Here is a 13,793-nt window from a genome sequence, read left to right on the forward strand (position 1 = left end):
GACGGCAGCATGCTGTCCGCGGTCAAATCGCGGTCAAGCGATTTGATGAAAAAAGTGCCGGTTTTTGAAAGAAAAAGCCGCACTCCCTGAAGCCGCGACACCGCGGCTTTTTTGTGGGAGGGGCTTCAGCCCCGACGCCTTACCGATACCGCGTCGGGGCTGAAGCCCCTCCCACAGAAAAGCGGCACGGCGACGAACTTGCGAAAATCCCGAATCCCGAATCCCGAATCCCGAATCCCGGCTTTCAACAGCCGCAGGCTGGTCATCCCGAATCCCGGCTTCTGGCGTCATCGTTCCTACATGCGCTGGACATGTTCGCTTCACCGCCGTGCGCGAGGCTTTGCCAAACCGGAGCCCCCGCATGCGCTACGCGATCGTCACCGAGACGTATCCCCCTGAGGTCAACGGCGTGGCGCTGACCGTGCAGGGGCTGGAACTGGGGCTGCGCGCGCGCGGCCATAGCGTCGACGTGGTGCGCCCGCGCCAGGCCGGCGATGCCGACCCGGCGGATCTGCGGCTGGTGCGCGGTGCGGCGCTGCCGCGCTATCCCGGATTGAAGTTCGGCCTGCCCGCGCCGCGGCGCCTGACCCGGCTGTGGCAGGCGGCGCCGCCAGATGCGGTATACATCGCCACCGAGGGTCCGCTGGGCTGGTCGGCGCTGCGCAGCGCGCGGCGCCTGGGCATTCCGATCGCCACCGGCTTCCATACCCGCTTCGACGAGTACCTGCCGCAGTACGGCGCGGCCTGGCTGCAGTCGACCGCGCTGCGCTGGATGCGGCGCTTCCACAACCAGGCCCAGGCGACCCTGGTGCCGACCCGCGAACTGCGCGACTTCCTCGCCACCCAGGGCTTCGAGCGGGTACGCCTGCTGGCGCGCGCGGTGGACAGCAAGCAGTTCGAGCCGCAGCGCCGCGATCCGCAGTTGCGCCAGCAGTGGGGGCTGCAGGACGACGATTGCGCGGTGCTGTACGTGGGCCGCATCGCCTCGGAGAAGAACCTGCCGCTGGCGGTGCGCGCGTTCCGCCAGTTGCAGCAGCTGCGCCCGCGCGCACGCTTCGTCTGGGTCGGCGACGGCCCATTACGCGAGCGCCTGGCGCAGGAGAATCCCGACTTCATTTTCTGCGGCGTACAGCGCGGCGATGCGCTGGCGCGGCATTTCGCCAGCGGCGACCTGTTCCTGTTCCCCAGCCGCAGCGAGACCTTCGGCAACGTGACCCTGGAGGCGATGGCCAGCGGCCTGGCCACGGTCGCCTTCGACTACGGCGCGGCACGCGAGTACCTGCGCGACGGCAGCAATGGCGCAGCGGTGGCCGACGACGACGCCTTCATCGCCGCCGCCCTGCACCTGGGCAGCGACGAGACGCTGCGCCGGCGCCTGGGCGCGGCCGCCTGCGCGTCGATCCAGCAACTGCGCCCGGAGCGGGTGGTGGCCGATTTCGATGCCCTGCTCAACCAACTGGCGCAGACCCGGAGGACGCATGTCGACGCGGCTTGAGATCCTGCGCGGGCACGAGACCCGCTGGTGCCGGCGCGCCAACCACTGGTGCCGGCGGCGTTCGGTGCGGCGCTTCTTCTCGGTGATCAGTCGACTGGGCGACGGCGTGTTCTGGTATGCGCTGATGACCCTGCTGGTGCTGTGCGACGGCATGGACGGCGTGTTCGCCTCCGCGCACATGGCCGCCACCGGCGTGGTCGCGCTGAGCCTGTACAAGGGCCTGAAGCGCTGGACCCGGCGTCCGCGCCCGTACGCCGCCGACCTGCGCATCCGCGCCTGGGTGGCGCCGCTGGACGAATTCAGCTTCCCTTCCGGCCACACCCTGCACGCGGTGTCCTTCGGCATCGTCGCCCTCGCCTACTACCCGTGGCTGGCGCCGCTGCTGGTGCCGTTCATCGCCTGCGTGGCGCTGTCGCGGGTGGTGCTGGGCCTGCACTACCCCAGCGACGTCCTCGCCGCCACCGGCATTGGCGCGCTGCTGGCGGGCGTGTCGCTGTGGTTGGTTTAAAGCTGGGAGTGGGGAATCGGGAATAGGGAGTGGGAACAGCCGGCGCCGTCCGGCCCCATGCGCTCTCTCTCCATCCTGACGCTCTCAAGACTGCTTCATCGTGCCTTGGCCGAGTCGCTTGCCCATGCGCATGGAGACGCGCCAAGAGGCTCGGCGCCACGGGCGAGAGACGGGCGAAGGTCCGAGTAGTTGATCTGGGTTGGCAGGTACGTCGTTTCGCCGAACGGTCCCGGCACCGTCACACGTCGATTCTTCAGCCGCGCGGGATCGGGCGGCGGCAAGCCGATCACCTGTGCACGAGACAGCAGGCCGAGATCCTGGATCCACATGCAGACCCGCGCCAGGTCGAGATGGACATGGTAGGCGCCGCCTTCCACTGTGCGCCGCCGAAGGGCCTCGGTCACACCGGCCGCTCCCAAGATCGCGGCCAGATAGTCGTTCAGCAGATAGGTCGGCGGCAAGCGGGGGCCATCGAACGCCCCCTCCTCCGCCGAAAACCCCGTGGCGGCGCAGGCGAGCTGATCGAACCCGCCGCGCTGAGACCAAGGCCCCGCCTTGCCCCAGCCATGGAAGTCGAGCACGACAATCCCCGGCCGGCGCTCGGCAAGCGCGAGCGGCCCGTACCCCTTGCGATCGAGGGAAAGATAGCTTCCAACATAGATGTCGGCATCGCCCAACAGCCGTTCGAATGCCGCGCGTCCCGCCGGCTCGTTAAGGTCGCACCAGGCGCTTCGCTTTCCAATATTGGTCTCGACCTGCATCGCCTGCGGGTCGGGATAACGCGGTGTCGAAAGATGAAGGACCTCCGCTCCATGTTCAGCCATCAGTCGCGCCGCGATCGGCCCTGCTATGACATGGGTGTTGTCGAGGACGCGCAATCCATCCATCGGCAGCGCAGCCCTTCCCTCGGGCAGGGGCACCGGTGGGGTATCGCCGATCCTGGTGATCTCGATCAGCGGTCGGTCGGCAAGGTAGAGCCCTTGGGGATGGCTGCGCCATTCCGCCCGCGTCCGGACGGCAACGCATGTGCCCCCTACCCCGCTGATGGCGTCCTCCAATGCGAAAGCGTCCCAACGTGCGATCGCGTCGGCAAAATGCCGACGTGACGGAGGACAACCGAGCACCTGGCAGGCCAGCATCCGCAGATGCGGATAGGTCAACAGCAGATAAACGTAACGGCCGTCGCCTGCACGATAGAAGTCGCTGTCCGCGAACAGGGAGGGATCCTCGAAGAGTCGTTCGGCAGGCACGCCGTTCAAGGTCGTCAGGAACACCGCCATCAGCTGCGCGATCGCATCCTCGACGTCGACGGTGACGGTCTGTCGTGTCCCGCCCCTCAACTCGCCGAGACTGCTCATGCCCGCGCCCAGCAAGCCGAGGGCCGCGGCGGCACCGTCCCCAATACGATGGACCGATGGCGTCACCGGGTCGTGGCCCGTCAGGACCACCGTGGTGCCGGCGTCAATTCCGATGGAATCTCTCAGATCGGCGTAGACCCCCTGTACGGTCCTCATGACGACCTCCTTCAAACGTTGAAAGACGATTCACGGCCGGAGCGCGCGATGGCGCCAGCAATGCGGTCACGCTAACAAACATTTCTATGTTGATGGCGTGAGATGCGTCGGCGTATCAAACAGTGCCTTGGCCGCGCTCACCTCGGCAAACGAAGGCCCTGCACTACCGACCAGAATCGCAGCGCCGCACAAAGCGACAAGAGGACGGCAACGGGCCGCGACCCGGTAGAAAGAGGAACCGTAGTTCAACGTGAACGCTCACTGGTCGCCAGCCACCAGGGCGGTTTCGGTTCCAAGGCGGCGGCTGAAGCCGCTCCTACGCCAGGCACAACGACGCCAGTGCTCGCGGCTTCATCCAATCCCCAATCCCCAATCCCGATTCCCCAATCCCGATTCCCCAATCCCGGCCGTACAATGGCCGAATGACCACGCTGTTCATCTCCGACCTGCATCTGGATCCGGCACGGCCGGCGATCACCGCGCTGTTTCTCGACTTCCTGCGCGGGGAGGCGCGCCGGGCCGAAGCGCTGTACATCCTCGGCGACCTGTTCGAGGCCTGGATCGGCGACGACACGCCGTCCGAGGCGGCCGATGCGGTGGCGCTGGAGCTGCACGCGCTGCACGCGGCCGGGGTGCCGGTGTTCTTCATGCACGGCAACCGCGACTTCCTGCTCGGCGCCGACTACGCGCAGCGCGCCGGCCTGCGCCTGCTGCCCGATCCCTGCGTGATCGATCTGTACGGCGAGCCGACCCTGCTGCTGCACGGCGACCTGCTGTGCACCGACGACACCGCCTACCAGGCGTTCCGCGCGCAGACCCGCGACCCGGCGTTCCAGCAGCAGTTCCTGGCGCAGCCGCTGGCCGCGCGCATCGCCTACGCGCAGCAGGCGCGTGCCGCCAGCCAGGCGCGCCAGGCCGACCTGAAACAGGGCGACCGCACGCAGTTCGAGACCGTCACCGACGTGGCGCCGGCCGAGGTCGCCGCCACCTTCGCCCGCTATGGCGTGGCGCGGATGATCCATGGCCACACCCATCGGCCGGCGGTGCATGCGCTGGACGTGGAGGGTCGTGCCTGCACCCGCATCGTGCTCGGCGACTGGTACGAACAGGGCTCGGTGCTGCGCGTGGATGCGCAGGGCTGCCGACTGCAACAGCTCTAGTACACGTGTCCGGCGCGGCCGCGCGCAGCCCGGCGACGCGCACAAGACCCGCCGCTCAGGGCAAGCCGCCACCGGTTTGCTGCTGCCGCCATTGCGCGTAATCGACGAAGTCGCCGTCGACCACGTCGTACCAACGGATCGCGCCGGAGCGCTCGACGCGGAAGCGGTCGCGGACCGGCTCGGTCTGCGGGTCGCCCGGGCAACCGTCGCCATGTTTCTCGCGCACCGCGATCTCGATCGCCGCCGGCGCGGAGGCCTTGGGTGCGGCCGGTGCAGAGGCTGTCGCGGAGGCCGCCTCGTCCTGATCGTCCTCGATGGCATAGCCCAGGCACTGCAGGTCGGGATAGGCGTGATCGGCCGCCAGGCGCGCCTGCAGCAGATCCATCGCGCGGTTTTCGTCGAAGGTGTCGGCCGGCGGGGTCGCCCGCGGCGCGTCGGTCTTGGCCGTCGGCGACGGGCTATCGGCCTGCCGATCGGGGGCGGGGCCGCAGCCCGCGCTCAGCATCGCCAGCAGCAGTGTGGCCAGCAGTCGCATGCGCTTGAACATCGTCGATCCCAGGAAGTCGGTCGGCACCGACCGCGCCGGCGCCACTTCCCAGCATAGCGGAAGCGCACGCCACCGCGCCCGCTCCGCTCGTCTCCGTCACGCGTGGCGCAGGCGTGCGGCCTGCGCCACGCGCACGCCGGCTCAGCGGAACCCGGCCACCGTCGCCTTGGTGTTGACCAGCACGCGCTGGTTGTCGGCGGTGCTGGCGTTGCCCATCGGCACGCCGTTGTAGGACACGTTCGGGTTGGACCAGTAGTTCAGCCGCGGGCAACTGCTGGTGCAGTTGTAGGCCATGATCGTTCGCCAGCTGTTGCCGTAGCGATAACCGTGGCCATAGGCGTACGGCGAGGTGCTGGAGTCGGTGGCCACATCGTGGCGCGCGCTCTGCAGATGGCCGATCTCGTGGGCGAAGCTGTAGTAGCCGGTGGCGCAATCCCAGTACACCGCCGCGAACGCGGTGGCGGCGGTGGAACCGATGCCCGAGGCGAGGCCGCAATAGGCGGAATTGTCGATGATCAGCACGCCCACGTCGGCCGCGGTGCTGTTGCGCGAGGTATGGATGCTGTCCATGTAGCCGTCGCTAGTACCGCGGAAGCGGGTCAGGTCGGTGTTGAAGTCGCCGGACTCGGTGTAGTTGGTGGTCTCGTAGCCGGCCAGTTGCATGGTGATGCCGACGTTGCTGTTGGTGTAGCCCTGGTTGGACTCGGCCACCGCCAGTTGCACCAGCGACTGCATGTTGCCGCCGTAGCTGGTCACCGCCTTGTTGGTCGCCACCACCAGCACGCGAATGGTCGCGGGCGAACCGGACGAGGCGCCGGCGGCGGTCATGCGCTCGTCGATCACCGACTGCGGCATCTGCACGGTCGGCAGCAGGGCGTAGTCGGCCGGATGCTCGGCCGGCATGCGGCGTTCGTCGACTTCCACCAGCACATGGCCGCCGCCGGCGATCGGACGCAGGTGGAACAGCGTGCCGTTGCTGCGGATGCTGCCGGTGATGGTGTCGCCGCTGCGCACCAGGATCGCCGAGTTCAGCGGATCCAGGCCGGAGGGCGCGCGAGTCCGGGCCACCGCGGCATTGCCGAGGTTGCCGTACCAGATGCTGTTGCCGCCTTCCAACTGCTCGGTCTTCAACTGCGTGGCGGTGATGCGCTGGCCCAGCAGGTCCAGCTCGAGTTGCTTCTGCCCGGCGGTGACCGCGGCAGCGTTCACGCCAACGCGCTGCACCGCGCCGGTGGCGGGATTGGCCAGCAGGCGGCTCAGCGCCGGCTCGCCGGCGATGGACTTGGACACGTACTGGCTGCTCTGGAACAGAGGCGTTCCGGCCGCGGAGGCGGAACCGGCGACACACAGGGCAAGCATCGCGGTAAGGCTGCAGATCGACTTCATGTCGGACTCCTGGGTGGTGAGTAGGGACGAACGTCGCCCCGCGCGCGGCCGGAACGGGGGAGGCCGCGCGGGGGAGTTCGATTAGCCGCTCAGCCACCGTTCAGCGCAAGCAACAAATGCGGTCCAGGCATCAGTCGGAGATAGGCATCACGAAATCCACGCGACGCCTCTGGAATGTCGCCCACGTCGGCGCCTCGTTGCAGCACACGCCACGCCCTGTCGGCGGCGGCGCCTCAGCCGGCCTGTTGCTGCAGGGCCTGCAATTCGTCCTCGTCGAACCCGGCCAGCAGGCGCGCCTGCAGGTTGAACGGACCATGCAGGTAGCCGCCGGCGTATTCGCGCAGCAGGGCCGCGAAGCGGGCGCGCGGCTCGATCCCGGCCTGTGCGCAATACCAGCGGTACCAGCGCGAGCCGGCGGCCACGTGCGCCACTTCCTCGCGCAGGATGATCTCCAGGATGTCGGCGGTGGCGTTGTCGTCGAGCGCGCGCAGCTTGGCGATCATGCCCGGGGTCACGTCCAGGCCGCGCGCCTCCAGCACCCGCGGCACCAGCGCCATCCGTGCCAGGCCGTCGTGCGCGGTCTTCTCGCACATCTCCCACAGGCCGTTGTGCGCGGCGAAATCGCCGTAGGCGTGGCCCAGCGCGCGCAGGCGGTCGCGCAGCAGCACGAAATGGCGCGACTCGTCGTCCGCCACCGCCACCCAGTCGGCATAGAACGCCGGCGGCAGGCCGCGGAAGCGGTAGACCGCGTCCCAGGCCAGATCGATGGCGTTGAGTTCGATGTGGGCGATGGCATGGATGAAGGCGGCGCGGCCTTCGGCGCTGCCGAGGCCGCGGCGCGGCAGCTCGCGCGGATGCACCAACAGCGGTCGCGGTGGCCGCCCGGGCATGCGGATCGGCTCGGGCGCCGGCGCCTCGGTCGGCATCGCCAAGTCGCCATGACGCCAGGCCGCGGCATGGCGCTGGGTCAGCGCGACCTTCTCGTCGGGGTCGCCCGCGTCCAGGCAGGCGCGCGCGGCCTGGTACAGGTCGCCGTTCACGGCGCCGCCGGCGGTTGCGCGGCCGCGGTCACCAGCGGCGCGCGACAGCCGCCGCACAACGCGGCCAGGCCCGCCAGCGCGCGCATGCGTCGCGCCCGGGCGCGGCCGCCGCGGGGCTCAGGCACGGCGCTTGCGCTTGGCCTCGTCCGAGCGCAACTGCATGATCCGCTCGAAATAGCCGGGCTCGATGCCGGTGGTGTACTGGCCGTTGAAGCACGAGGAGTCGAACGCCTTCAGTTCCGGATTGCCCTCGCGCACCGCGGTCTCCAGATCTTCCAGATCCTGGTAGATCAGCCAGTCGCAGCCGAGGAATTCCTGGATCTCCTGCTCGCTGCGGCCATGCGCCACCAGTTCGTCGGCGGCCGGCATGTCGATGCCGTAGATGTTGGGATAGCGCACCGGCGGCGCCGCGCTGGCCAGGTACACCTTGCGCGCGCCGGCGTCGCGCGCCATCTGCACGATCTGCCGGCTGGTGGTGCCGCGCACGATCGAATCGTCGACCAGCAGCACCACCCGGTTGCGGAATTCCAGGTGGATCGGGTTGAGCTTGCGGCGCACCGACTTCACCCGCTCGCCCTGCCCCGGCATGATGAAGGTGCGTCCGATGTAGCGGTTCTTGACGAAGCCCTCGCGGTACTTCACCCCGAGCACGTTGGACATCTCCAAGGCGGCGTCGCGCGAGGTGTCCGGGATCGGGATGATGGTGTCGATGTCGTGGTCCGGGCGCAGGCGCAGGATCTTCTCGCCCAGCTTCATGCCCATGCGCATGCGCGCCTTGTGCACCGAGACGTTGTCGATCATTGAGTCCGGGCGCGCGAAGTACACGTACTCGAAGATGCACGGGGTGTGGTCGGTCGGCGAGGCGCAGACCTCGGAGAACAGCTCGCCGCGGCCGGTGATGACCAGCGCTTCGCCGGGGCGCACGTCGCGCACGCGGGTGAAGCCGAGGATGTCCAGCGCCGAGGACTCGGAGGCGACGATGTACTCGTCGCCCTCCACGCTCTCGCGCTTGCCCAGCACCAGCGGGCGGATGCCGTGCGGATCGCGGAACGCGACCAGGCCCAGGCCCAGCACCACGCTGACCACCGCGTAGCCGCCCTTACAGCGGCGGTGCACACCAGCCACGGCGCGGATCGCCGCCTCCGGGGTCAGCATGCGCTGCGCGTCCAGCTCGTAGGCGAACACGTTCAGCAGCACTTCGCTGTCCGAATCGGTGTTGATGTTGCGGCGGTCGGCCTCGAACACCTGCTGGCGCAAGGATTCGGTATTGACCAGATTGCCGTTGTGGGCCAGTGCGATGCCGTACGGCGAATTCACGTAGAACGGCTGCGCCTCGTCCATGCCTTCCGAGCCGGCGGTCGGATAACGGCAGTGGGCGATGCCGACGCGGCCTTCCAGCACCGCCATGCGCTTCTCGTCGAAGACGTCGCGGACCAGGCCGTTGGCCTTCTGCACGCGCAGGCGGGTGCCGTCGGCGGTGGCGATGCCCGCCGCGTCCTGACCGCGATGCTGCAGCACGGCCAGGCCGTCATAGAGTTGCCCGGCCACGTTCTGGGTGCCGACGATTCCGACGATGCCACACATGTCAACGCTCTCCGCGGCGGGGACGCCGCTATTGGGAAGGTGGCCGTGCCTGGCCGTTGGGTTCGACCCGTGCCGGGTCGGATTGCGCCGGACGCGCCTGCGCCGGATCGATGTTCGCGGGCATCAGTTGCGACGGATCGCTCCCGGGCTGCGCGGACCGCACCCCGGGACGTCCCAGGGCCTTGGACATCATCTCCTGCAGCCCACTGGCCTGCAGGGCGTTGCCCAGCGCGGCATTATCGCCTGCCGCGGGCAAGTTGCCCAAATCCATCTGCGACACGTTCAGTTGCGGCATCTGCGACAGGTTCAACTGCGGCATCTGCGGCATGCGCCAGTCCGGCATCTGCGCACGCATCCAGCCCACGCCGGGGCTGAGCACCGGCAGCACCATCGAATGCCGCCAGTCCGGCTCGCGGGTCAGCGGCGTGAAGCTCATCAGGAACGCCAGCACCGCGGCGAAGAAGCCGCCGCGCGCCGCGCCCAGGCCGAAGCCGAGCGCGCGGTCGGTGCCCGACAGCGCGGTCGAGCGCACCGCGGTGCGGATCACCATGCCGGTGATGCCGACCACCGCCATCACCGTCACGAAGGTCAGCGCGTAGCCGCCCAGGTAGTAGCTCATGCTCGGCCGTGAGCCGTTGGCCAACCACTGCCCGGCGTTGCCGCCGAACTGGAACGTGGCCCAGCCGGCCAGGAACCAGGACAGCGTGCCGACCACGATGCCGACGAACCCACGCAGGGCCCCGAGCAGGGCCGAGACCAGGATCACCGTCAACAGCACCATGTCGATCATGCGCGCCTCCCGCGGCCGAGCCGCTGCATCGCGCCGATCGCGCGTCGCGCCTGCCTTCCCTGGACCATCGTGCTACTCCATGGGCCGGGGCCCGATCAAGGATGTGGACGTACCATACCGCTGATACCGACCTTGGCCGCCACCTGGGCGCGCAACTGCTCTGCATCGGCGCGGTTGGCGACCGGCCCGACCCGCACCCGGTTCAGCGCGCCCTTGTCGGTGCGCACCTGTTCGACGAAGGCGCTGAAGCCGGCCGCGCGCACCTTGTCGCGCAGGGCATTGGCGTCCTCGGCCTTGCCGAACGCGCCCAGCTGCACGGCGAAGCCGGTACCGGAAGCGGCAGGCGCAGCCGGCACGCTCGGCGCTGGCTTGGCGGCCGCCGTGGTGGCCGGCGTGGCCGCAGGCTTGGTGGGTTCGGGCTTGGTCACGGCCGGCTTGGCCGGTTCCGGCTTGGGCGCCGGCGGCGTCGCCGGCTTGGCGGTGGCGACCGGCTTGGCCGGCTCCGGCGGCAGCGCCTCGGTCTTGGCCGGGGCGGCGGGCGCGGCGGCGGCGACATGGCTGCCGGCGGCCGGCGTGGCGCTGGTCGGGGTCGCGTTGCTCGGCGCCGCGTCCAGGGTCACCACCTGGGCGTTGACGTCGTTGCGGACCTTGACCGCCTGCAGACGCACGGATTCGGCCTGGGCGCGATCGGCATACGGCCCGATCCGCACCCGCCAGGCCTGGCGTCCGCCGATCGTGGCCTGCTCGCGGAAGCCCGGCAGCTGCGCCTGCTTGAGCCGTGCGATCACCGCATCGGCATCGGCGGCGGTGGCATAGGCGCCGAAGTTCACCGCGTAGTTGCCGGCGGCCACGCTCGGCGGCAACGGCTGCGCGGCGCTGCCGGCGGCCGGATCGGCCAGGTCGGCGGCATCGGGGTTGTTCTGGACCGGCGCCGGCGCGGCGGCGGCCGCGGGCGTGGCACCCGGGGACTTGGCCATGCCCACCGCCCCACCGCTGGGTGCATCGCCCGGGGTCACCAGCGGCAACTCGCGGGTCTGGAACTGGCCGTCGGCCGGCGCCTCGGGCGCCTTCAACGGCACATTGGCCACGCCGCTGTCGGGCGCAGGCCCCTTCACCAGCATCGGCAGGAAGATCACGGCGAGCGCTACCAGGACGAGGGCGCCAATCAATCGCTGTTTCAGGACGGTATCCACGGAAGGGGTGAGGGGGCGGCGTGGCGGAGTGCCGTGTCGATTATAAGGTCGGCCCGCGCGAGGGCGGGATCAGCCGGCTGAATGCAGCCAGTGCAGGGCCTCGGCGGCGGTATGGAACGAGCCGAACACCAGCATGCGGTCGCCCGGCCGCGCCTGTGCCAGCACCGATTGCAGCGCCTGCGCCACGCTCTCGGCAACGCTGGCTTCGGCGGCGGCCGTACCCGCCAGCCGCGCGCGCAACTGCGCACTGCTCTGGCCGCGGCTGCCGCTCAAACCGGCCAGGTGCCAGGCATCGACCTGCGCGGCCAGCGCCTCCACCACGCCGGCGGCGTCCTTGTCGACCAGCGCCGCGAACACCGCGCAGGTGCGGCCGGCGACCGGCTGCGCCTGCAGCGCGGCGGCCAGCTCGCGCGCCGCCTGCGGGTTGTGGCCCACATCGACCAGCACCTCCACGCCATCGCGCACGCACGGCTGCAGCCGTCCGCGCAGACGGGCGGCGGCGATGCCCTCGGCATAGGCGTTGCGCGGCAGCGACCGGCGCAACGCGCGCAGGGCGGCAATGGCGGTGGCGGCGTTGGCGCGCTGCACCGGCGCGCGCAACTGCGGCAACGGCAGCTGCAGTTCGGTGCCGACGTCGCGCCAGCGCCAGCGTTCGGCGTCGATCGGCTCGTGGAAGAAGTCGCTGCCGGCGCGGATCGCGTTGGCGCCGATCGCGTAGGCGCGGCGCAGCACGCTGGAGGGCGGATCGATCTCGCCCAGCACCAGCGGCTTCCACGGCCGCGCGATGCCGGCCTTCTCCGTGCCGATCGCTTCGCGGTCGCTGCCGAGCCAGTCGGTGTGGTCGATGTCCACGGTGGTGATGACCGCCACGTCGGCGTCGACCAGGTTCACCGCGTCGAGCCGGCCGCCGAGGCCGACCTCCAGCACCGCCAACCCCAGCTTGGCCTGCTGGAACAGCCACAGCGCCGCCAGCGTGCCGTACTCGAAGTAGGTCAGCGCGGTCTCGCCGCGCGCGGCCTCCACTGCCGCAAAGGCAGTCACCAGGTCGGCATCGCTGGCCTCTTCGCCCTCGATGCGCACGCGCTCGTTGTAGCGCAGCAGGTGCGGCGAGGTGTAGCTGCCCACGCGCCAGCCGGCGGCACGCGCGATCGCCTCGATGAAGGCGACGGTCGAACCCTTGCCGTTGGTGCCGCCGACGGTGATGACGTGCTTGGCCGGCCGGGTCAGGCGCATGCGCGCGGCGACCGCGCGCACCCGCTCCAGGCCCATGGCGATGTCCTGGGGATGTTGGCGCTCGATGTAGGCGAGCCATTCGGAGAGGGTGTTCATTTGTTTATTTCTACTCTTTCAGGCAAGCGCGTTCGCTCGCCTTCGTCAGAAGCAACAGCTCTGGAAGCGACAGCTTTCGCGCTGACGCGCGAGTCACTTTTCTTTGCTTGTGCAAAGAAAAGTAACCAAAAGAAACGCTTTAACACAGCCGAATGGCTGGTCAAGCACACCCGGGAGCCGCGCCCGCCGCGCTGCGCGCTCCGGGTCCGCACTTGGCCTGGGCATTTTTCGACGGCACATCCATGTGCCGGCGAAAAACGGCGCGCTTCCTGCGCGCCGCCCCTGCGGGGTTTTCGCCCAGGCCAAGTGCCGCGGCTCACGGGATCCCGAAAAGCAGAGCAACGTCAACGGCACCAGCACGGCAAAGGCAACGGCAAAGGCAACGGCCAAGCGGCGCGCATCGGAAGCGCAACGGATCAGCCCACAGATGGGACCGCGCACGCTATACGCGCATCGTGTTCGTCCTACAGCGCCCGATGCTTCGCCTCGCCAAAGAACGGCGTGTGGTGCGCGCAATCGTTCAGCCGCACCACTTCCAGATGCTCCACGTCCGGCCCTTCCAGCAGATTCAGCGTGGTCGGCGCCTGGCGGAAGCTCCACAGCCGCGCGATCGGCAGGCCCAGCACCCGGCACAGGATCACCCGGTTGACCGCATCGTGGGCGACCACCAGCAGCGTGTCGTATTCGCCCAGGCCCTCGGCGGCGCGGGCCAGGCCGCGCCAGGAGCGCTCCAGCACCTGCCGCAGCGACTCGCCGCCCGGCATCAACACCGTATCCGGCTCCTCGCGCCAGGCGCGCAGGCGCGCCGGATCCTTCTCGTTGATTTCGCTGGCCAGCAGACCCTCCCACTCGCCATGGGCGATCTCCTGCAGGTCCGGATCGGTCTGCAGCAGCGCCTCGCGCTCGGCGCCCAGGGCGAAGCGCGCGGTGCGTTGTGCGCGTGCCAGCGGCGAGGCCACGGCGCGGGTCAGCGGCACCTCGCGCAGGCGTGCACCCAGCGCCTGCGCCTGGGCGTCGCCGACCGGCGACAGCGGGATGTCGATCTGGCCCTGGTAGCGGCCTTCGGCGTTCCACGGGGTTTCGCCATGGCGGGCGAGCAGAATGCGCATGCGCTGGATTCCTTGGGGGAAGGGCCCGTCTCGCAAACGAAAACGGAGCGGCATGATACCCGCTCCGTCGCCGGAAACCCTGCGCCGCATCCCGCCCGCCGCCGCAGCGCGCCGGGGCGGACACGCGGACGGCGGCCA

12 protein-coding genes are annotated in these 13,793 nt (G+C 69.6%); 3 read left to right on the forward strand and 9 right to left on the reverse strand.

Translation table 11 applies throughout. From position 1 onward, the window contains the following. Positions 1–361 precede the first annotated feature (361 nt). Positions 362–1,495, forward strand: a complete 1,134-nt coding sequence (locus GGR64_RS04405) for a glycosyltransferase family 1 protein (RefSeq protein ID WP_184644129.1) — start codon at positions 362–364, stop codon at positions 1,493–1,495. After that, the gene (locus GGR64_RS04410) at positions 1,479–2,003 is read left to right on the forward strand and encodes a phosphatase PAP2 family protein (RefSeq protein WP_184448247.1); all 525 of its coding nucleotides are present in this window, start codon (positions 1,479–1,481) and stop codon (positions 2,001–2,003) included. Before GGR64_RS04405 ends, GGR64_RS04410 begins: the two co-directional genes overlap by 17 nt. A gap of 95 nt (positions 2,004–2,098) precedes the next feature. Here GGR64_RS04410 and GGR64_RS04415 read toward each other — a convergent pair whose 3' ends face one another. Continuing rightward, positions 2,099–3,517 (reverse strand): CoA transferase, encoded by a 1,419-nt coding sequence (locus GGR64_RS04415; RefSeq protein WP_184448248.1) that lies wholly within the window; start codon positions 3,515–3,517, stop codon positions 2,099–2,101. A gap of 422 nt (positions 3,518–3,939) precedes the next feature. On the opposite strand from GGR64_RS04415, the gene lpxH reads away from it, so the two are divergent. After that, positions 3,940–4,677 carry a UDP-2,3-diacylglucosamine diphosphatase gene (gene lpxH, locus GGR64_RS04420; RefSeq protein ID WP_160966161.1) on the forward strand — a complete coding sequence of 246 codons (738 nt, stop codon included), beginning with the start codon at positions 3,940–3,942 and terminating at the stop codon, positions 4,675–4,677. A gap of 55 nt (positions 4,678–4,732) precedes the next feature. Here lpxH and GGR64_RS04425 read toward each other — a convergent pair whose 3' ends face one another. From GGR64_RS04425 to GGR64_RS04465, 8 genes are all read right to left on the reverse strand, one after another. Beyond that, the gene (locus tag GGR64_RS04425) at positions 4,733–5,224 is read right to left on the reverse strand and encodes a hypothetical protein (RefSeq protein WP_184644131.1); all 492 of its coding nucleotides are present in this window, start codon (positions 5,222–5,224) and stop codon (positions 4,733–4,735) included. A gap of 141 nt (positions 5,225–5,365) precedes the next feature. Continuing rightward, positions 5,366–6,610: a zinc-dependent metalloprotease gene (locus GGR64_RS04430; protein WP_184644133.1), complete on the reverse strand. Its 1,245-nt coding sequence runs from the start codon at positions 6,608–6,610 to the stop codon at positions 5,366–5,368. Between the two features lie 233 nt (positions 6,611–6,843). Further along, complete coding sequence (locus GGR64_RS04435) at positions 6,844–7,650, reverse strand: ferritin-like domain-containing protein (protein ID WP_184644135.1); 807 nt, start codon at positions 7,648–7,650, stop codon at positions 6,844–6,846. A 117-nt stretch (positions 7,651–7,767) separates the two neighbouring features. Beyond that, positions 7,768–9,234 (reverse strand): amidophosphoribosyltransferase, encoded by a 1,467-nt coding sequence (gene purF, locus GGR64_RS04440; protein ID WP_160966153.1) that lies wholly within the window; start codon positions 9,232–9,234, stop codon positions 7,768–7,770. 28 nt (positions 9,235–9,262) lie between these two features. Continuing rightward, positions 9,263–10,024, reverse strand: coding sequence for a CvpA family protein (locus GGR64_RS04445; RefSeq protein ID WP_160966151.1), 762 nt, complete (start codon positions 10,022–10,024; stop codon positions 9,263–9,265). Positions 10,025–10,119: 95 nt separating this feature from the next. After that, positions 10,120–11,217: an SPOR domain-containing protein gene (locus tag GGR64_RS04450; protein ID WP_184644137.1), complete on the reverse strand. Its 1,098-nt coding sequence runs from the start codon at positions 11,215–11,217 to the stop codon at positions 10,120–10,122. A 69-nt stretch (positions 11,218–11,286) separates the two neighbouring features. Continuing rightward, entirely contained in the window at positions 11,287–12,546 is a 1,260-nt protein-coding gene (folC, locus tag GGR64_RS04455; protein WP_184644139.1) for a bifunctional tetrahydrofolate synthase/dihydrofolate synthase, read from the reverse strand. 464 nt (positions 12,547–13,010) lie between these two features. Continuing rightward, positions 13,011–13,655 carry a histidine phosphatase family protein gene (locus GGR64_RS04465; protein ID WP_160966147.1) on the reverse strand — a complete coding sequence of 215 codons (645 nt, stop codon included), beginning with the start codon at positions 13,653–13,655 and terminating at the stop codon, positions 13,011–13,013. Positions 13,656–13,793 lie beyond the last annotated feature (138 nt).

The sequence above is a fragment of the Xanthomonas sp. 3307 genome, assembly GCF_014199735.1.
GTDB classification, from domain to species: domain Bacteria; phylum Pseudomonadota; class Gammaproteobacteria; order Xanthomonadales; family Xanthomonadaceae; genus Xanthomonas_A; species Xanthomonas_A rydalmerensis.